A 20001-nucleotide genomic window follows, 5' to 3' on the forward strand; every position below is an offset into this window, starting at 1 on the left:
TCCTTGATCTGGAACAACGTGTTCCCCGCGTAAGCGGGGATGAGCCCCAGCTGGGGAGAGGGCACTGTGGTTCAAGTAGTCTTTGCGTTCGCTGCGCGCAACGTCGCTATACTGGTGGCCAAACCGCGATAATCTTTAGTGCGAGTCATTTCTTCTTCTACTTTGTCGAGGAGATTGTCGGAAACATGGAGATCGTCGTGATTTGCGTACCACAGAGCGTAATCCATGCCTAGTCAGTGTTCTCCGCTTATGTCGTCACTAATCATTTGCGTTTGTGCTCGAAGAGATAAGTCATCTCAGAGTGATTGAGTCACTTCAAAAGAAATGGAGTCATGGCATGATTGTGGTAAATTAATCATAACTTACGTGATTGTACTGCCTGTGTAGAGGTGCGTACTGTCTGTGGCTAATATTTGTTGAATTAATAATGGCATATATAAAAAATGGGAGACATGTTGTTTAAACGTAAACATGTAGAAGTTATTTGGGGGGCGGTTTTTGCACGTGGAGATGAATGGTGCATGATCCGCATGATGGAAATATGTATTCCAGGGGGGATTTGTGGAGTAATTTATACCGACGGTCGAACTGGAAATGATAATTCTATCATCAAACGATTTTATTCTGCGCGGGATTCAAGGGATAGTGTGTGGTGGATATTTCGCTTTGGTGAAGGTGATTATGTTTTCGCTAATAAGTCTAGACGTATGAGTTTCCATGATACTATAGAAGCTATCCGTTTAAGCTTTTTGGATTTGGAACCGTTTCTGTCTGGGGTTGAGGTGGTTGCTGAAATTGCGGCTGGCGTAATGAAGCTACATCCCTATACTGGAGTGCATGAAAAGGGGTACTGGTATACGGTTGAAGGTGATCGTAGCCGTGAGAAAATGGAATACTACTATGACATTGATCCACTTCCTCTGAAGGTAGTTTCTCTTATGTGGGATAATCTTCCTCCAAGGGTGCAGTCTGGGGTGATGGATGATGGGGTTTATGATCATCAATGGGATGGTATGGACTATGTGCTATGGTATGCGGCTCATAATAATCTCCGCATTTCTGAAGAACTTCTAGATGAAATTGAGGAAGCCATGCATCGCAGGGAGGAATACTGCGGTTTGGTGAGTAGTATCGCCGCTTTGCGGGCTGCTAATCGTGCAGATTCGGGAAATTAGGAGATTATCAAACTGGTGTTCTGTTCCTGTCCCGGTTGATTGATACAACTACCAGTGGGTAAGACAACCAGGAAGGAACCCAGCATGACGATGATTCACCGCGCGGACGTCGAGAGCCATCTCCGAGCACTCAATCCAGAAACGCCCGAGGAGGAGATCGAGTGGCTGTACCAGAGGATGCGCGAGGACCTCAACGAGCGCTCGGAGAACCTCGCGCAGATGATGCGCAAGCAGTGGCGCGAGACGATGGGACGGCCACCCAGCGGACAGGAGTGGGCACAGCTCAGCCAGCGCGCGATGCAGACGGCTCACGATCAGATCTACGAGGAGTATCTGGGGCCAATCTCGGAGGCGATCAGTCAAGCACAACTGGAGAACGAGGAAGAGGAGATCTGGGAAGCGCATTACTGGGCGCTGGAGAGCGAGGACGGCTGGATCACGGACCTGGACAAGATTCACGACAACGACGAAATCAACCTTCAGGTAATCGACGTTTGGCCGGAGAAATCTTCGATGTGGAGAGTCTACGCGACGACGTATTGCCAGCGCCTGGAACTTTTAGGGGAGAGTCTGCCGTTCTTCGACGCCCCCGAACTCAACGCTCGGCTGGAAAAGGAGATCACCGCCGCACTACGCGCCCACGGCGTAACGGACGTACCCGAAGCCAAATAAACACTGTGCACTTCCACCTCGAACCGGGTAAGGTACCTCGCCGTGTCTCATACCCCACAGGAACCCACAATCGCACCACCTCGCCCGTCACGGCGTCGTAGCCTCCCCCGGCAAACTGAGATTACGGAGAGCCGCCGCTACATCGTGATGATCGCTATGGCCCTTGGCGGCTTCGGCATTGGCGTTACGGAGTTTGTGTCGATGGGCCTGCTTAGCGATATTGCCGCTGATTTTCGCATTTCGGAGGACACCGCCGGGCATATTATTACGGCTTATGCGATGGGCGTGGTGGTGGGGGCACCGTTGATTGCGGCGCTCACGGGTTCGGTACCGCGGCGTCGGTTGCTGCTGATTTTGATAGCCGCTTTTACCATCGGTAATGCCTTAACCGTATTCGCCGGGGTGTACGCCAATTCTTATGGGGTTTTGGTGGCTTCTCGCTTTATTGCGGCGCTGCCGCACGGTGCGTTTTTCTCGGTATCGGGTTTGGCGGCGGCGTCGATGGCTCCGAAGGGGCAGCGCGGGCGTGCTCTGGCGTTCGTGGGTCTGGGCTTGCCTTTTGCCACGGTATTGGGTGTTCCGGCTGCTCAGGCGTTGGGGCACGCGGTGGGGTGGCAAAGCGCGTACATGCTTGTTTCTCTTATTGGTCTGAGCACTTTTGTGGCGCTGTGGTTCCTTATGCCACATATGTCGGAAATGGCCCCCACCAGCCCGATGACGGAATTGGGTGCGCTGCGTCGTTCTCAGGTGTGGTTCTCTTTGGCTATTGGTTCCGTGGGCTTTGGCGGAATGTTCGCGGTGTACACCTATATTTCTTGGACAATGACGCAGCGGGCAGGCCTCGATTCTAAGCACATGTGGATTGTGTTGATGGTTTATGGCATTGGCATGGTGGCCGGCACATGGGTGGGTGGTCGTCTTTCCGATTGGAACCTAGAACTAGGTATTCTCGTGGCTCTCGGTGCTATTTGCGCCACGTTGCTCGCTTTTTATGCCGCGTCCACGAGCGTTATTCCGGCCATTGTGTGTTTTGGGCTCATCGGAATGTCGGGATCCACGCTTATTCCCTCCCTGCAAATCCGCCTCATGGATGTGGCCGGTGAGGCCCAAACCCTCGCGGCGGCGCTGAATCATTCGGCGCTCAATATCGCCAACGCTGCCGGCGCCTCGATGGGCGGCGCGGTGATCGCCGCCGGATACGGTTACTCCGCCCCGGCCTTGGCGGGCGCGGCCTTGGCGCTGGTGGCCATCGCCTTGTGGTACGTGGCCTTTACTTTGCGACGCCGCGCCAACGCCTAGCCCAGCACGACAATAGCGCTGCAACGACACCAAGGGGTGCCACCTCGGTCCGAAAATTAACCTCGGCCCCGAGGTGGCACCCTTTCGTGTTGCAGCAATGCCAGAACAGCGCCGGCAGGATAGAACGGCGTCGATAAGCACAAGCAACATGAGGGGGTGCCACCTCACCCCGAATACACCGCCCAACCCCCGCAGCGGCACCCCAAAGCGCCGTCGAAGCCGCGCAGCAAACCACCTACCCCAGGCGCTCGGCGCGCAGCTGGTCCACCACCGGAATGTCCAGGGGCTCTAGTTCCTCCAGGCCAATGCCCATCGCCTGTGCGAGGAGGAGGTCGGCCAGCTGGGGGTTGCGGGCTAGAACGGGGCCGTGCATGTAGGTGGCCACCACGGAGCCCTGCACGGCGCCCTCGGCGGTGCGCTGGGTGGAGGCGTCGGCAAGGCCCTCGGTGCCGTGGTGATCGCTGTTGCCCACGCCGCGTTTGACCACGCCCAGGGGGGTGGCGGCGGACCCCAGGATGGTGGCGCCCATGTGGTTTTCAAAGCCGGTGAGCGGCTGGGTGAGGGCGGCGGTGAATCCTGCCCCGGTGGGGGTGGAGGTGACCTCCCCGATGGCGCGTTTGCCGAGGGAGGTGGTGGTGGCGTCGATGAGGCCGAGGCCATCTACGATGCGGCCGTCGGCGCGGAAGGATTCTCCGAGCACTTGGAGTCCGGCGCAGATGGCCAGGATGGGGCGGCCTGCCTCGGCGGCGCGGCGCAGGCCGCCGTCGGCCAGGAGGTGTTCGGCGGCGAGTATTTGGGCGGTGTCCTCGCCGCCGCCCAGGGTGTAGACGTCGAGGCCGGTGGGTATGGCTTCGCCGAGTTTGACGGGGTGAATATCGGCGGCAATGCCGCGCATGCGGGCGCGCCCGCGCAGGACGAGGGCGTTGCCGTCGTCGCCGTAGGTGCCTAGGACGTCGGGGAGGATGAGGCCGATCTGGAGGGAGGTCATTTATGCGTCTCCTTTCGAGGAAGAAGCGGAGGCATCGGTGCCAGCAGAGCCAGAACCGGTACCAGCAGAATCAGAACCAGAACCCGAAGAACCGGCACTCTTCAAAGCCTTATTGAGGTCGCGGAAGGCCGTGTAGTTAGCCAGCACCTCCACCTTGCCGGGTGGGCAGGCGCGGATGGCGTCGAGGGGATCGGGGTGTAGGTCGTGGTTGATTCCGGCGTAGAGCAGTCGCACGGCCAGGTCGGTGCCGCGTTCGCCCGCGGCCTTGACGGAGAGGTCTCCAAAGTTCTCAAAGCGCACGTCCCAGAGCCAGGAGAGGTCCTCGCCGTCGGCCACCTGGCCATTAACGGCGATGACCAACCCCTCGGCCTCTCGGTCCACCATCGAGAGCGCTTCCTGCCAGCCCGCGGGGTTCTTGGCCAGCAGCAGGTGCACGTCGCGTCCCTCGAAGGGCACGGTGGAGTAGCGCCCAGCCACGTTATCCACCGATTCCGCGGCGGAGATGGCGGCCTCCAGGGGCACCCCGAATCCTCCCACGGCGGCGGCGATGGCCTGGGCGGCGTTGCCACGATTGGCGCGCCCGGGCAGGGTGAGGTTGAGGTCTCGGCGGCCCGAGGGGGTCGTCAGTCCTTCTTCGTTCACGGCCCAGGTGGGTTGGGGGCGGCGGAACTCGCGGCCGTCGGGAAGCGGCTTGGCGGCGTACCAGTCGGTGCCCTCGTGCACGATGTGGCCCCCGGTGCGGGGGCAGGAAACGGCGTCGCCCACCCATCCGGCACCGGCGGAAACCCACACGACGTTGGGGGCGTCGTAGGCCACGGAGGTCACCAGCACGTCATCGCAATTAGCCACCACCAGCATGTTGGGGTGGGCCTCCACGCAGGAGCGCAGGGCGCGCTCGATCTTGTTGATTTCGCCTACGCGGTCGAGCTGATCGCGGGTGAGGTTGAGCAGCACGAGCGCTTGGGGGTTCAGGCGCTCGGCCACCGAGGGCACGTGGAGTTCGTCTACCTCCAGCACCACGGAATCGGCCTCCTTGCCCGCGAGCAGGGCGGAGATGATTCCGGCGTCCATGTTGTCCCCGCCGGAATTGGTGGCCACGGTGCTGGTGCGACGCACGGCGGCCGCCAGCATGCGCGTGGTGGTGGACTTACCGTTGGTGCCGGTCACCAGCGCGGTGGGACGGCCGGCGCCGAGGGTGCGCATGACGTTGGGGTCGATGGCCTGGGCCACCAGGCCGCCGATCATGCCGCCCGCCCCGCGCCCGGTGAGCCGGGAGGCGGTGGTGGCCAGCGTGGCGGCCGTAGTGGCGGCGCGGGATCGCAGTGTGCGCAGTGCCGAGGAAAGATCAAGGCTCATGGGCCTTTACCTTAATAGCCTTGCCCGTCAGGCAGCGCCGGTGACCCGCCCCACGGCCTCCATAAAGGCGGTATCGCTGAGCAGCGGGATACCTTTGCGATGGGCGTGCATGGCCTTCCCGCGCAGGTCAGTGGTGCGATTGCACACCACCACGGAGGTGGCCCGGGTGAGCTTTTCCGAATAATTCAGCTCCGCGCGCATGAGTGCGGAGATAATCTCGTTGGGGTCCATATCAATCTCCGGGGAGACCACCACCTCCATGCCGGGCAGCAGCGTGTGGCCCGGCCGATACGGCCCGGGGTTCTCGTGGCGCCGCGGAGCCTGCGCCGCCTCCACCCGCACCACGGAGCGTTGCAGCCCAAAGGGGTCAGGCTTGAGATCCTCCGGCTTGCGAGCGGCCTGGGTAGTCCCCGCACGGCGCATATGTAAGAAAAGCTCCATGAGCAGCAGCGTGGACTCGCGGGTCACGTCCTCCTCGCTGCGCTGCGCCCTGCTTATCGACGCCACCGGCGACTCCGCAGCCACGCCCATTGCGGTAGCCACGGCCGCCAGGCGGGTATCGCGGACGTCTATTCCGTTGCGGTACGCGCTGGCCAGGGTGTCCACGATGAGTTCCGGCTTGGGCACGTGGCCCACGCGGTGACGACGCCGCCCGTTATTGCCACGCTGGCGTCCCTTGGCGCGGGAGCGATTGGCCCGGGCGGCCGCATTCATGGCGCGCCGCGCCTCGGAGACCATAAACCCCCAGGTGAGGGGGGCGTCGTGGGCAATGAGGGTGCGGCCGTCGAGGAGCTTATCGAGCTTCTTGAGCAGCCCACCAAAGCGGCGCCCCTCTTCAATCTCCTCGTGGCTCAGCCCGTGATAGTGCACGGGGCCGAGGTTGGTATGCGGGCCGGGGTTGAGCACCGCGTGGAATCGCTCCGTTATGGTGCCCTCCTCGGTGAACACCAGGGCGTCGATAGCCACCACGCGGCCGGTGGAGGGGTGAATACCGGTGGTTTGCAGGGTGAGGGCTACGTAGGGTGCCGTATCGTGGTTCTGTTGCTCCGACATAAGGCCTTAGTCCCTGGGCCTAAACATGAACCACAGGCTGCCCAGAACAACGAGCATTCCGCCGCCCAGGAGGGTGAAGGCCGGGGTGGCGTCCAAGGTGAGGTCGGGGGTGACCTCAAAGTATCCGAGAGCGGCCACGGTGATGGCCAGGGCACCAAGGATGACGCCGATGGCGGGCAGCCACTGGATGCCCTCGCCGTCCTCGTAGTAGTCCTCGTCCTCGTCGTAGTAATCCTGATCCTCGGGGGCCTCTTCCTCCGGGACGATCACGGGAGAGATAGTGCCCGTGGTCTCGGGGGTGGGAGCGGCACTCGTGGCAACCGGAACCTTTTGCACCTCGGGCCATGGAGCATCGCCAAAGCCCTCGACTCCCTCGAAGGTGCCTGCCATCGGGGCGAAGTCGGGTTCCGGCTCGGGTCGTGGAGAGTTCGGGAGAGCAGGGTTCGGGCGCGCAGGTTCCGGGCGTGGAGTGTCCTCGGGCTCCTCCTGGAACTGTTCGCCCAGGCGGGCGTGGGGGTAGGGCAGGGGCGGGAAATCCTCGGGCTCCGCTGCCGCTGCTGGCTCGGGTTCGGGCAGCTCGGGTAGGGGCTCCGGTTCTGGGGCCTTGGTTACGTCGGCAGCCTCAACTACCTCAGTAACCTCTGTCACCTCAACCACCTCTGCGGCCGGGACTTCCACTACCGGGGCCTCTGCTGTGGGAGCCTCCGCTTTCCCGGTAGGAACCTCCGCCGCCGGGGCAAAATCGGGCTCCGGTTCCTGCTTCCGCTGCGCGGCGGATTCGAGCGCGGGCACCTTTTGCACCTCGGGCAGGGCATTGTCGGTGGACTCTTTGCGCCCGGCCTCTAACACTTTGGTGCCGTCGGGATTGAGGGCGAACATGGCCGGGGAGGTGATGGGCCGCAGTTGCTTATCCGGGTTGGTCTTGAGGGATTCCACCACCTGATCCCCGGAGACGGTAACGGCCCAGGCGTGATTCATGGGGGCGTCGCTAATCACCGGGAACTCGCCCGTGGCGGGCTGATAGGGGTCGATGGGAGCCAGGGGAGAGACGATGGGTTCAAGCTCCTCGTCGCTCATCTCCTGCACCGCCATCGCGTTGAGCACCACGTAGCGCTCGCCGTCCTTGTCGTAGCAGAACACGCGCGCCACGGGGACGAGCCCCAGCATGTCGTAGTGTTCCACCAGGGGGCGAATATCGGCGGAATCCTCCGGGCTGAGCACGCCGAGTACGTGGCTATCAATCACGGAAACCACGAGGTCATCAACGATGCTAAGAGTGGCAAGCCAGTGCGAGGGGATATTGAGATCCACGAGGCGCTGGGCGTCCCCGCGGGAAATATCCACGGGTCGCGGGGTGCCCTCGGGGAGCATGGCCCACTTTTCCTTGGGCGGGAAGTTGGTGGGCATCACGAACACGGGGGCGGGGAAGTACAGGTTGCCGCTGATCTTTCCCGAGCCCTGGGTGAGCGAGATAGTGGCGTGGACCTCGGGGATGCCGCCCCTGGTGATGATGTGATCCAGCTGCGGGTAGGTATCGCGCAGATTACGCGGCAGCCGCCCGAGAATCGTTTTTTCGTGGTTCACCAGGAACCCCCCGGAGACGCGATCCGGGAGGAGCGTGAAGGTGGTGCGCGTATAGCCGTCCTGGGCCACCTGGGAGCCCAGAAGCGAGAAGAGGATCGCCTGGCTGCTGCCCTCCACCGGTACTGTGGCTCCACCACCGCCGGCAAAGAAAGGCAGCAGATAGGGGGTTTGGCTCATCAACGAATCTCCTCGCGTGCGTCAGGGTCCCTACTATTTTATTCACCCATGAGGGTAAGGCAAGGACCGCGGGGCTACATCACGGGCTAGTCTTTATGCGCCCTATTGACGGCGGAAACGATGGCGCGTATCGACGCCGCCGTAGTGGAACCCGCCACGCCCACGCCCCAGGTGGATTCGCTGTCTACCTGAGCGAGCACGTAGCAGGCGGCCTCGGCGTCGTCGCCCGCCGAGCGGGATTGCTGGGAGTAATCCTCCACCTCTACCTCGATGCCCACTTGTTCCAGGGCGGCGGCAAAGGCGGCCACTGGACCATTACCGGAGCCGTGCACCTCGTGCTCGGTGCCGCGGTAGCGCACTGTGGCGGCGGCCCGAACCTCCTCGTCGCCGTCAAAGTGCAGGGATTCCAGCGCCAAGGGGGTTTCGCGTTCCAGGTACTCGGCGGCAAAGATGTCCCACATGTTCTTGGAGTTCACCTCGCCGCCCTCGGTATCGGTCACGGCCTGAACCACCTGGGAGAACTCCACCTGGAGGGCGCGCGGCAGGTGCAGGCCGTGGTCGGTTTTCATGATGTAGGCCACCCCGCCCTTGCCGGACTGGGAGTTCACGCGGATCACGGCCTCGTAATCGCGGCCCAGATCCTTGGGGTCAATCGGCAGGTAGGGCACCTCCCAGGTGGTATTGCGCAGTTCCTCCCAGGCCACCTCGGTATTGCGGGCGCCGGGGCGCACGGTGGCAGCCAGGGCGTCCAGGCCCTTGTTGATGGCGTCCTGGTGCGAGCCGGAGAAGGCCGTGAACACTAGATCGCCGGCGTAGGGGTGGCGCTCGGGTACGCGCAGTTGGTTGCAGTATTCCACCGTGGCGCGGATGGAGGGCAGATCGGAGAAGTCGATCTGCGGATCGACGCCCTGGGAGAGCATATTCAGCCCCAGGGTCACCAGGTCCACGTTGCCGGTGCGCTCGCCATTGCCGAAGAGGCAGCCCTCAATGCGATCGGCCCCGGCCATGTAACCCAGCTCGGCGGTGGCGATGCCAGTGCCGCGGTCATTGTGCGGGTGCAGGGAGATGATGAGGCTGTCGCGGCGGGCCAGGTTGCGGTGCATCCACTCCACGGAGTCCGCGTAGACGTTGGGGGTAATCATCTCCACGGTGGAGGGCAGGTTGATAATCATGGGGTTCTCCGGGGTGGGCTCCATGATCTCGGTGACGGCATCGCAGACCTCGCGGGCGTAGTCCACCTCGGTGCCGGTATAGGACTCCGGCGAATACTCCCAGCGCCAGTTCGTATCGGGGTAGTCGGCGGCGATGGTCTTGATGAGCGTGGCGGCGTCGGTAGCCAGCTTCTTAATGGCCGCCTTGTCCTTGCGGAACACCACCCGGCGTTGCAGGATCGAGGTGGAATTGTAGAAGTGCACGATCACGTTCTTGGCCCCCTCGCAGGCCTCGAAGGTGCGGCGAATCAGGTGCTCGCGGGCTTGAACCAGCACCTGGATGGTGACGTCCTCGGGGATGAGGTCTTGCTCGATGATCTCGCGCACGAAGGCGAAGTCCGTCTGCGAGGCGGAGGGGAAACCCACCTCAATTTCCTTGTAGCCCATGCGCACCAGTAGCTCGAACATGCGGCGCTTGCGCTCGGGGCTCATGGGATTGATGAGGGCCTGGTTGCCATCGCGCAGGTCCACGGCGCACCACTGCGGGGCCTTGGTGATCTTCTTATCCGGCCAGGTGCGGTCCGGCAGGGTGAAATCTTCCACCTCCTGCGCATAGGGCAGGTAGCGGTGGGCGGGCATGGAGGAGGGCTGCTGGGTATTCACGGGAATCTCCTTGGGAGGGTGCTGCGGCACGGTCGGCACGATCACACTCCGCGACGGGCTGCCGGCCATGCGCTTAAGACCAGGGTGGATTCCCGCCGCGGCGAATAAGGAGGAGGTTCGCTCGCGTGAACATGCCATGAGTGTAGCGCATCACATTTGCTTCCACCAGGCGGCGGGGGAGGGCGGTGATCTAGCATGTGCGCGTGACTTCCTTGCGTCCCAGTTCCACCCCCACCCGCCTCGTTTGGCTCTGCGGAGCCCTCGCCTTCGGAATCGGGGCGGTGGTGCGCATGATCGTCATGGCGCTTTTCGCCCACGCCAACGACGACTCCGTGGGCGGACTCATGACCCAGTGGGACACCGCGCATTACACACGTATCGCGGAGCGCGGTTACTTCGAGGGGCCGCTTATCGACGGCGTGCCTCCCGAACAGCGCCTGCTGGCCTTCTTCCCCGCCATCCCCATGCTCATGCGCGTCGGGCACGCGCTCACAGGGCTGGACTACACCACCGTGGGGTATGTGTTTAACCTGGTCTTTGGTGTGATAATGGCCGCGGGTGTGGCGGCGATTGCCGCCCGCATGGGGGCGGGCTGGAAGGCGATGGTGGGGGCGTCGATAGTGGTGACCTCCGCGCCGATGGCCGTGACCTTCTCCATGCCGTACACGGAGGCGCTTTTTGGGGCGCTGGCCTTTTGGGCGCTGGTGGCCCTGATGGATCGGCGCTGGCTGCTCGCGGGCGCGCTGATCTTTGCCTGCGGATTCGTGCGGCTCACAGCGGTGGACCTGGTGGCCGTGCTAGCCGTGATGGTGCTGCTTTACGGGCGCACCCAATGGCGCGCCTGGGTGGCGCTGGTGCTCAGCCCGCTCTCCGCGCTGGGGTACGTGTGGTGGGCTTCCTCGCATACCCGCGAGGTGGGCGGCTACTTCGGCCTGCAAAAAGAGGGCTGGCACACCGGCCTGGACTTCGGCGTGGCCAGCGTGCGCTTTGCCTGGAAAACGCTGATGACCAGCCAGGAGCTCGGCTACTTCCTCAGCGTGGCCGTGATGATCGCCGCCGTGGTGGCCCTGCTGCTCACCTGGGGTAAGACACCGCTGCCGGTGTGGCTTTTTGCCGCCGCGCTCAGCGCCAATATTTTGCTTTCCGACGGCATCATGCACTCCCGCCCCCGCCTCCTCCTTCCGGCCGCCATCGCCTTGGTTCCTTTGGTGCTGCACTGGGAGAAGAACGCCAGCGGGCGTGGCTACGCCCTCAGCCTGGGGGCGTGGGTGCTGGTGGGGGCGTGGTTTTCCGGGTACATGCTGGCGGTGTTCCCCTGGGCGATTTGAGGTTTGCTTGGGGCTCAGGCCACCCCGCGCCGGGAGAGCACCACGGTGGAAACGATCATGGCGAGTAGGGCCAGACCCATCAGCGACCAACCCAGGGGAGTATTCACCTGGAAGTGCTCGCCCAGCACCGCGTAGCCCAGGCTAAAGGCCACGATGGGTTCCGTGATGGTCATGGCGGGCAGCGAGTTTTTCAGGGCGCCCGCGTTAAAGGAGTACTGCTGCACGATGGTGCCCAGCGTGGCCCCGGCGATGAGGCCGTAGGTCTCCCAGCTGGTGAGCAGCCCGAGGAAGGAGCCCTGAAGAAAAACGTCCACCACGGCCTTGGAGAGCACGGCCACGTAGCCAAAGAGCGCCCCGGTGACGATGCCGAGCAGCAGGGCCTTTTCGCGGCGAATCTGGCGTTGCGCCAGGCGCTCGATGAGGATGAGCACCACCGCGCCGACGAGGAAGGCGGGAATCCACCGTTCCAGGGGCGGATGAGGGTTACCGGCCTGGGGTTTGCCCAGAATCACCAGCACGGCCACGGCGGCGGTAAGGAGCCCGGCCCAGCCCATCTCCGCGGTGGAGAGACGGCGGCCGTCGTAACGCGCGGAGAGCGGAAGGGTGAACATGAGGGAGAGCACCAGGATCGGCTGCACCACCAGCAGGGTGCCGAAGCCGAGCGCTACCACCTGGAGGCCGTAGCCCAGCAGCGCGGTGCCGGTACCGGCCCACCACAGGGGGCGGGAGATGGCGTTCCAGAAGGGGGAGCCCTTGAGGGAGCCATCGGCGGGGGCCTCCTCTGCGATCCGGTGACGCACCACGGTGCCCCACGCGATCGTGAGGGCCGAGGCGAGCGCGAAGAGGATGGCTAGGAGGTTGTTATGCACGGGGCTGCATTGTACTTGTGTGGCGGTTGTGATGGTGGGAGCGGTGGCACGGGCGTGGTGAACGGCGGCGGGCGTGTCGCCGCAGCGTGGCGATGAACGCAAACCTTTCAACCCGTGCCTGGCGACAGGTATTGTTGGGCAGCGAGATCACTCAAGGCGTGACCAGAGACGTGAAAGGTGGACAGTCCCGGTGGCGTTAATCGTTCAAAAATACGGTGGTTCCTCGCTGGAGAGCGCCGAGCGCATTAGGCATGTGGCAGAGCGCATCGTGGCCACCAAAAAGCAGGGCAACGACGTGGTGGTGGTGTGCTCCGCGATGGGCGATACCACCGATGAGCTCCTTGACCTCGCAGCGCAGGTCTCTCCGGTGCCGCCCGCCCGCGAGATGGACATGCTGCTTACCGCGGGCGAGCGCATCTCCAACGCCCTGGTGGCGATGGCCATTGACTCCCTGGGGGCTAAGGCGCAGTCCTTTACCGGCTCCCAAGCGGGGGTGCTCACCACGGAGCGCCACGGCAACGCGCGCATCGTGGACGTGACCCCCGCCCGCGTGCGCGAGGCCCTGGACGAGGGCAAGATCTGCATTGTGGCGGGCTTCCAGGGTGTGAACAAGGACACCCGAGACGTGACCACCCTGGGCCGCGGCGGTTCCGATACCACCGCCGTGGCGCTGGCCGCCGCCCTCGACGCGGACGTCTGCGAGATTTACTCCGACGTGGACGGCGTGTACACCGCCGATCCCCGCATCGTGCCCAATGCCCAGAAGCTCGACAAGATTTCCTTTGAGGAAATGCTGGAAATGGCGGCCGTGGGCTCCAAGATCCTAGTTCTGCGCAGCGTGGAATACGCGCGCGCCTTTGGCGTACCCCTGCGGGTGCGTTCTTCGTACAGCAATGACGCCGGCACCCTGGTGGCCGGTTCGATGGAGGATATTCCCGTGGAAGAAGCAGTACTCACCGGAGTGGCAACCGATAAGTCCGAGGCCAAGATCACCGTCCTGGGCATCCCCGATAAGCCGGGGGAGGCCGCTAAGGTATTCCGCGCCCTGGCCGACGCCGAAATCAACATCGACATGGTGCTCCAAAACGTCTCCTCCCTAGAGGACAACACCACGGACATCACCTTCACCTGCCCGCGTTCCGACGGCCCCCGCGCCACCGAGATGATGAAAAAGATGCAGCAGGAGGGCAACTGGTCCAACGTGCTTTACGACGACCAGGTGGGCAAGGTATCCCTCGTCGGTGCCGGCATGAAATCTCACCCCGGCGTGACCGCGCACTTCATGGAGGCCCTGCGCGACGTGGACGTGAACATCGAACTCATCTCCACCTCCGAAATCCGCATTTCCGTGCTCATCCGCGAGGGCGACCTGGATAAGGCCGCCCGCGCCCTGCACGATAAGTTCCAGCTCGGCGGCGAGACCGAGGCCGTGGTGTACGCCGGAACCGGACGCTAAGGAGAATCCCCATGACAACCATCGCCATCGTCGGCGCCACCGGCCAGGTGGGCCGCGTCATGCGTACCCTGCTTGAGGAACGCGACTTCCCCGCCGAGCGCGTGCGGTTTTTCGCCTCCCCCCGCTCCGCGGGAACCACGCTGACCTTCCGGGGCGAGGAGATCGAGGTAGAGGATCTCACCCAGGTCACCGAGGAATCGGTGGCCGACGTGGACATCGCCCTCTTCTCCGCCGGTGGCGGCACCTCTAAGCAGTGGGCCCCCGTATTCGCCGCCGCCGGAGCCACCGTGGTGGATAACTCCTCGGCCTGGCGCCGCGACGATGAGGTGCCGCTCATCGTCTCCGAGGTCAATCCCGAGGCCGCCCGCCAGACCCCCAAGGGCATCATCGCCAACCCCAACTGCACCACGATGGCCGCCATGCCCGTGCTCAAGGCGCTTCACGACGCCGCCGGGCTCCAACGCCTCCACGTAGCCTCCTACCAGGCGGTATCCGGGTCTGGCCTGGCTGGTGTAGAGGCCCTGGTCAAGCAGGTAGCCGAGGTAGGCGACCGCAACGTGGAACTCGTCGACGACGGCTCCGCCCTGGCCCCCGAGGACCTCGGCCCCTACGTGGCCCCCATCGCCTACAACGCCCTGCCCCTGGCGGGCAACCTCGTGGACGACGGGACCGGGGAAACCGACGAAGAACAAAAGCTGCGCAACGAATCCCGCAAGATTCTGGGCCTCCCCGACCTCAAGGTGGCCGGAACCTGCGTGCGTATCCCCGTATTCACCGGGCACACGATGGTGGTGCACGCCGAGTTCTCCCAGGCCATCACCCCCGAGCGCGCCGCGGAGATTCTGGATGCGGCCCCTGGCGTGACCCTGGTGGAGGTGCCCACCCCCTTACAGGCCGCCGGCATTGACGACTCCCTCGTTGGCCGCATCCGCCAAGACCAAACCGTGGACGACCAACGCGGCCTCGTCCTTGTGGTCTCCGGTGATAACCTGCGCAAGGGCGCGGCCCTGAACACGATCCAGATTGCGGAGTTGCTGGTGTAAGTTTCTGCTCTGGCTTTTGGGGAGGAGCGCGCGGGCTTTGGGCTCGCGCGCTCTTCTTTTTTTGGGGGGGGGGCGGGGCAACACTTAGGGGTGCCAGTGGGGCGGGTCGGGGTTTGGAATGTGCCGTGGTGGCACCCCTTGGGGTTGTTCCATCCGTGTCTTGGGTTGTGTGCCTGGGCGCGCCAAGGGGTGCCAGTGGGCTATTGGGGCGGCTCCCGACGCCCCCAGTGTCACCCCATCGTGTTGTGGGGGCGTGATGAGTTTCCTTTGGGGTGCCACTGAGTGCGGTGGTGGGTGAAAACGGACGGAGATGGCACCCATTAGGGTGCCCCCGAAGAACCACAGGTGGACAGCCGAGAGAGGACTCCTGCCACCCGGCCACCAACTCCCCCCTCAACAACCGCAAAGGGTGTCACTAGGGGGCGTTGGCAGCCGTTGCTCCCCGAAGTGGCACCCCTTGGGGTGGCAGCGCTTACGTAGCGCCTACGCACCAACCCCAGAAGAACCAGCGCCTTCTTCCTCGGACTCCTCGGAGTTGTTTTCGAGCTCCTCGGTGACCTCCTGGGTCATGGCCTCGGTGAGTTCGTCATCGGGCAGGTTGGAGGCCGCCGTGGCTTTGGAGAGGGCCGCGGCATCCTTGCGGCTGAATCGCTGTGTGGGGTCGAGCTTGCGGGTCAGTAGCTCGCGGATGCGGGAACGGCGGCGGTATTCCTTGCGGATCGTGGAGCGTCCGCGCACCCAGGCAACCGAAAGGGTGATGGCGAGGATGATGCCGGCGTAACCGAGGGCGGGGTAGACGTAGGCCACCAGGTCCTTGAAGGGGAGGAATCCGAGGACGAAGCCCACGAGCACGCTGATGATGTACACCTGGCGGAAACGCTCGGGGTTGTTGCGGGTCAGGCGCTTGGCCAGGGCGTAGAAGAGTCCCAGGGCGGTGTTGAAGATCATCATGAAGATGGTGAAGGTCATCACGATGCCGAGGGTGGGGTGGATGTCGGTGACCACGCTGAGCATGGGCATGTCGTCGTGGGCGACGTCGCCCACGCGCAGGAAGATGGTGATGGTGGCGGCGGCCAGCAAGAGGGCAAAGCAGAGTCCGCCGAGCAGTCCGCCGATTCCGGCGGCGCGGCTATCGAGGTTGTTGCCGCCGATCACCATAGCCATAGATACGGCCACGATGAGGGAAAGGCCCACGTAGTTGAAGGCGGAGAGCCACCAGTTGGGCAGGCTGCTGCTGGCTTCCGCCATCGCGGTTTCGCTCAGCGCGGTGAGGTCAAAGTCCGCGGTCAACAGCGTGTAGGTGGCGGTACCCAGGATCATGAGAATGATGAAGGGTGTGATCGCTCCGATGATGGCGGAGACCTTATCCACATCGAGCATGCCCACGGCCAGCACCATCAGCATCATGATGGCGGTGCCGATCCAGGGCGCCCAACCGAACTGCTGGTTGAGGTTGGCGCCGCCACCGGCGAACATCACAAAGCCGATGCCAAAGAGCGTGACCAGGGTGGCGATGTCGAGGAAGCGCGCCACGATGGGGTGCGTCACGCGATCAAAAACCACGGTGTGCTCGCGCGCCTGAAGGTGGCTGCTGAGCTGGAGCATGGAAATGGAGCCGATAATCATGATGATGGCAGCCAGGGCCACGCCCCAGAGGCCGTTGGTGCCAAAGGCGACGAAGTATTGCAGCATTTCTTGGCCGGATGCAAAGCCGGCGCCCACGATCAATCCGATGAGGGCAAGAGCGATTCCAATAGCTCTTTTAAACACAATAATGATCTCCTATGAACTCGATTCGGTTAACTATTGAACACCAGGAATCTGAGAAGGAGACTGCGCACGGGGTATTTTTTGCTTATCGACGCCCCGCTAATCGTTATATACGCAGGGTGCAAGGTTGTTTTCTGTGGCCAATTTGTGACCTTTTTGTGACCTAAAGGGCGCTATCGGTGGCCGCAATGAGGTAGCGCCGGGCCCTGGCTACCCGAGAGCGAATCGTGCCCACGCGCACCCCTGCGATCTTGGCGGCCTCCTCGTAGGTGTACCCGAGCACCTGGGTGAGAATGAGGGCCTCGCGGCGTTCGGGAGGCAGGGCGTCGATAAGCGCGCGGGTGTCGATCCACTCGGACCAGGTGGCTTCGGCGGGTTCGGTGGTGGTGCCAAGTTCCTCGTAGGTGGCGGCGGTGCGGGGGCGGGCCATGTCGTGACGCACGCTATCCACCCAGACCCTGCGCGCGATGGAGAGGAGCCAGGTGCGCGCCGGGGCGGTGGCGGCGAAGCGGGGTAGCGCCCGCATGACGCGGAGGTAGGTCTCTTGGGTGAGGTCATCGGCGTTATCACGGCCGCCGAGGTGGGCCAGCAGGCGCCACACGTCGGTTTGGGTGGCGCGGATGAAGTCCGTCAGGGCGGCGCGGTCGCCCCGGCCCGCGCGCAGGGCGAGGTCGGTGACGCGAGCGTCGTCGCTGTCGGAGTGATACTTCACGCGGATATACGTTACCAGCAGGAATGATTATCCCTGCTCAGGGCGGGATTTGGGCGAGTCGTACAAAAGATTGATTTTACCCCCTTGTGGTTGCCGGGCTTCTCGGAGCGGCGTTAGGCTCGGCAATTGAAGGCTATCAATGACATGGCCACTATTTCATGGAGGTTATTACTATGGCTATCGAGAAGTCGGCGGCCGACGACGTTCTGGCTAAGGGCCGCGTGAAGAATCACGATGGATACACCCGCCGCGAGAACGGCGCTCCGGTTCCCAGCGAAAACCTTTCGGTGACGGCTGGCCCGCAGGGCCCCACCGTGCTCAATGACATTCACCTCATCGAGAAGCTCTCGCACTTTAACCGCGAGCGCGTTCCGGAGCGCAACCCCCACGCTAAGGGCAACGGCGCCTTCGGTGAACTGCACATCACCGAGGACGTATCCAAGTACACCAAGGCCGCGCTGTTCCAGAAGGGCACCGTGACCCCGATGGCCGTGCGCTTTTCCACCGTGGCCGGCGAGCAGGGCTCCCCGGATACCTGGCGCGACGTGCACGGCTTCGCCCTGCGCTTCTACACCAGCGAGGGCAACTACGACATCGTGGGTAACAACACCCCCACCTTCTTCCTGCGCGATGCGATGAAGTTCCCGGACTTCATCCACTCCCAGAAGCGCGTCGGCGGCTCCGGCCTGCGCGATGCGGATATGCAGTGGGACTTCTGGACCCGCACCCCCGAGTCCGCCCACCAGGTGACCTACCTCATGGGTGACCGCGGCACCCCGCGCTCCGAGCGCGAGATGAACGGCTACGGCTCCCACACCTTCCAGTGGGTGAACGAGGAGGGCGAGGCCTTCTGGATCAAGTACCACTTCATCTCTCGCCAGGGCGTGCACAACTTCACCGCCGCCGAGGCCGAGGAGATGGCCGGCAAGAACGCCGACTACCTGCGCGAGGACCTTTACAACGCCATCGAGCGCGGCGACTACCCGATCTGGGACGTCAAGGTGCAGATCATGCCGTTCGCGGAGGCGGAGAACTACCGCTTCAACCCCTTCGACCTCACCAAGACCTGGTCCAAGAAGGATTACCCGCGCATTGACGTGGGCTACTTCGTGCTCAACCGGAACCCGGAGAACTTCTTTGCTCAGATCGAGCAGATGGCTCTGGACCCCTCGAACATCGTCCCCGGCGTGGGCCTCTCCCCGGACAAGATGCTCATGGGCCGCGTGTTCGCTTACGCGGATGCTCACCGTTACCGCATTGGGCCGAACTACCGTCACCTGCCGGTGAACCAGCCGCTGACCCCCCGTCACACCTACCAGCACGAGGGCAACATGGCTTATCTCTTCAACGAGGCCAGCCACCCCGTGTACTCGCCCAACAAGACGGCGTTGAAGGCGGGCTACCTGGATGACGGCGAGACCTCCTCCTCCAACCACACCTCCTACGGCCAGGCCGGGGACGTGTTTGTGAACCCGGACCCGCACGGTACCGACCTCACCCGCTCCGCTTATGTGAAGCACCCCGAGGACGACGACTTCGGCCAGGCCGGCACCCTCTACCGTGACGTGTACAACGATGAGGAAAAGCAGCGCCTGGTAGAGAACATCACCGACGCAATGGCCGGTGTCTCCCCCGAGACCGAGGAGCGTTGCTACTGGTACTGGTCCCAGGTGGATGAGAACCTCGGCGCCCGCGTCAAGGAGCTCTTCACTCAGAAGAAGAACGCCTAGTATCTTTACGGTTTCCCACCGATCGAGTTCTTGGTAGAACTCCCCGGCTCCTGAACGGCATTATCGCTGTTCAGGAGTTTTTTCATACCCACACCGGAAAATATGGCTACCGTGGGTGAGGTACTGCACCAGGTTTGTAGAAAGGAATACCCCTATGGCTGACACGATCTATACCCAGAAAGTCACCGCCACCGGCGCGGGCCGCGATGGCCGCGTCCAGGGCGATGGCGGCATCGACTTTGACGTGCGCCCGCCCAAGCTCAACGGCCCCTCCGCCGGAGTGAACCCGGAGTCTCTGCTGGCCGCCGCATGGTCCGCCTGCTTTAACGGTGCCCTCCAGAAGATGATGGGTGAGGCCGGCGTGGACACCGCCGCTCACGCCCCCGAGGTGGACGCCGAGGTTGCCCTCAACCGCGATCCCTCCGATGGCGGCTTCCGCCTCTCCGGGCGCATCACGGCCCGTTTCAAGGATCAGGATTCCTTGGAAGGCGCCCAGGAGCTCGTGGAGAAGGCTCACCAGTTCTGCCCCTTCTCCAAGGCTCTGGCTGGCCAGTTTGACGCCGAGGCCGTGCTGGGCTAATTCTTTATCGGCCTGCTGCTAGGCCGCCAAAAGCGAGGCTCCCGCGTTATCGCGGGGAGGCCTCGCTTTCTTGTTGCTGCTGGTCTGCTTGCTGTTCGAGAGTCACCCCATACACGGAACGAGCCATATAGAAACTCCCCACTGAGCCAATGATCCACAGTCCGGCAATAGCCAGCACCCCGCGCACCGCATTATTAGGGTCAAAGCCCGTGGTGCTCCAATCCCGCAGCAGATTCGCCACGATCAGCAGGGGGATCGCCAGGGAGACGGTGGGGCCAAGGAGATTCACTCGGGTGAGCGCGCCGGGGGCGCGCCACAGCGCCACGGTGGTAGCCACGATGAGCAGCACCGCGGCAATCACCAGGGCACACACCACGTATTCTGCAAGGGACATC

At 63.2% G+C, this 20001-nt stretch carries 17 protein-coding genes and 1 CRISPR repeat array (1 of these 18 running past the window's edge); of the genes, 8 read left to right on the forward strand and 9 right to left on the reverse strand.

Annotated elements, in window-relative coordinates; all coding sequences use genetic code 11:
• Positions 1–46: a CRISPR direct-repeat array (repeat unit 28 nt; unit sequence GTGTTCCCCGCGTAAGCGGGGATGAGCC) (it extends 1324 nt beyond the left edge of the window).
• 406 nt (positions 47–452) lie between these two features.
• The 3 genes from Clow_RS11605 (at position 453) to Clow_RS01145 (ending at position 3146) form a co-directional block, all read left to right on the forward strand.
• On the forward strand, positions 453–1175 hold the full coding sequence (locus tag Clow_RS11605) for a hypothetical protein (protein WP_211256907.1): 723 nt from the start codon (positions 453–455) through the stop codon (positions 1173–1175).
• Positions 1176–1259: 84 nt separating this feature from the next.
• Positions 1260–1847, forward strand: a complete 588-nt coding sequence (locus Clow_RS01140) for a hypothetical protein (protein ID WP_055175120.1) — start codon at positions 1260–1262, stop codon at positions 1845–1847.
• Between the two features lie 42 nt (positions 1848–1889).
• Positions 1890–3146: an MFS transporter gene (locus tag Clow_RS01145; RefSeq protein WP_245625658.1), complete on the forward strand. Its 1257-nt coding sequence runs from the start codon at positions 1890–1892 to the stop codon at positions 3144–3146.
• Between the two features lie 235 nt (positions 3147–3381).
• Here the strand turns inward: Clow_RS01145 and Clow_RS01150 are convergent, their stop codons facing one another.
• The 5 genes from Clow_RS01150 to leuA form a co-directional block, all read right to left on the reverse strand.
• Complete coding sequence (locus Clow_RS01150; RefSeq protein ID WP_055175122.1) at positions 3382–4134, reverse strand: type 1 glutamine amidotransferase; 753 nt, start codon at positions 4132–4134, stop codon at positions 3382–3384.
• Entirely contained in the window at positions 4135–5490 is a 1356-nt protein-coding gene (locus tag Clow_RS01155; protein ID WP_082418444.1) for a Mur ligase family protein, read from the reverse strand. It lies immediately after the preceding gene.
• 27 nt (positions 5491–5517) lie between these two features.
• Positions 5518–6543, reverse strand: coding sequence for an exonuclease domain-containing protein (locus tag Clow_RS01160; protein WP_055175125.1), 1026 nt, complete (start codon positions 6541–6543; stop codon positions 5518–5520).
• Positions 6544–6549: 6 nt separating this feature from the next.
• Positions 6550–8304, reverse strand: coding sequence for a hypothetical protein (locus tag Clow_RS01165; protein ID WP_055175128.1), 1755 nt, complete (start codon positions 8302–8304; stop codon positions 6550–6552).
• 86 nt (positions 8305–8390) lie between these two features.
• On the reverse strand, positions 8391–10187 hold the full coding sequence (leuA, locus tag Clow_RS01170; RefSeq protein WP_055175131.1) for a 2-isopropylmalate synthase: 1797 nt from the start codon (positions 10185–10187) through the stop codon (positions 8391–8393).
• A 134-nt stretch (positions 10188–10321) separates the two neighbouring features.
• Between leuA and Clow_RS01175 the strand changes: the two genes are divergently transcribed.
• Positions 10322–11446, forward strand: coding sequence for a hypothetical protein (locus Clow_RS01175; RefSeq protein ID WP_245625659.1), 1125 nt, complete (start codon positions 10322–10324; stop codon positions 11444–11446).
• Positions 11447–11460: 14 nt separating this feature from the next.
• Here the strand turns inward: Clow_RS01175 and Clow_RS01180 are convergent, their stop codons facing one another.
• Complete coding sequence (locus Clow_RS01180; protein WP_055175134.1) at positions 11461–12315, reverse strand: DMT family transporter; 855 nt, start codon at positions 12313–12315, stop codon at positions 11461–11463.
• Positions 12316–12505: 190 nt separating this feature from the next.
• Here Clow_RS01180 and Clow_RS01185 point away from each other — a divergent pair, with 190 nt between their 5' ends.
• Both Clow_RS01185 and Clow_RS01190 read left to right on the forward strand, forming a co-directional pair.
• Positions 12506–13771 (forward strand): aspartate kinase, encoded by a 1266-nt coding sequence (locus tag Clow_RS01185; protein ID WP_055175139.1) that lies wholly within the window; start codon positions 12506–12508, stop codon positions 13769–13771.
• An 11-nt stretch (positions 13772–13782) separates the two neighbouring features.
• Positions 13783–14814, forward strand: coding sequence for an aspartate-semialdehyde dehydrogenase (locus tag Clow_RS01190; protein WP_055175141.1), 1032 nt, complete (start codon positions 13783–13785; stop codon positions 14812–14814).
• Between the two features lie 483 nt (positions 14815–15297).
• On the opposite strand, the gene Clow_RS01195 is transcribed toward Clow_RS01190, so the two are convergent.
• A complete protein-coding gene (locus Clow_RS01195; protein ID WP_055175144.1) occupies positions 15298–16584 on the reverse strand; it encodes a YkvI family membrane protein in 1287 nt (428 codons plus the stop codon).
• A gap of 163 nt (positions 16585–16747) precedes the next feature.
• On the reverse strand, positions 16748–17296 hold the full coding sequence (locus Clow_RS01200; RefSeq protein WP_055175147.1) for an RNA polymerase sigma factor: 549 nt from the start codon (positions 17294–17296) through the stop codon (positions 16748–16750).
• Between the two features lie 173 nt (positions 17297–17469).
• On the opposite strand from Clow_RS01200, the gene Clow_RS01205 reads away from it, so the two are divergent.
• Together Clow_RS01205 and Clow_RS01210 are read left to right on the forward strand one after the other, a co-directional pair.
• The gene (locus Clow_RS01205) at positions 17470–19026 is read left to right on the forward strand and encodes a catalase (protein WP_055175150.1); all 1557 of its coding nucleotides are present in this window, start codon (positions 17470–17472) and stop codon (positions 19024–19026) included.
• A gap of 154 nt (positions 19027–19180) precedes the next feature.
• Entirely contained in the window at positions 19181–19606 is a 426-nt protein-coding gene (locus tag Clow_RS01210; RefSeq protein ID WP_055175153.1) for an Ohr family peroxiredoxin, read from the forward strand.
• 46 nt (positions 19607–19652) lie between these two features.
• On the opposite strand, the gene Clow_RS01215 is transcribed toward Clow_RS01210, so the two are convergent.
• Positions 19653–20000, reverse strand: a complete 348-nt coding sequence (locus Clow_RS01215) for a Na+/H+ antiporter subunit G (RefSeq protein ID WP_055175156.1) — start codon at positions 19998–20000, stop codon at positions 19653–19655.
• Between the last annotated feature and the right edge of the window lies 1 nt (position 20001).

This window comes from Corynebacterium lowii (genome assembly GCF_001412085.1).
Lineage (GTDB): Bacteria > Actinomycetota > Actinomycetes > Mycobacteriales > Mycobacteriaceae > Corynebacterium > Corynebacterium lowii.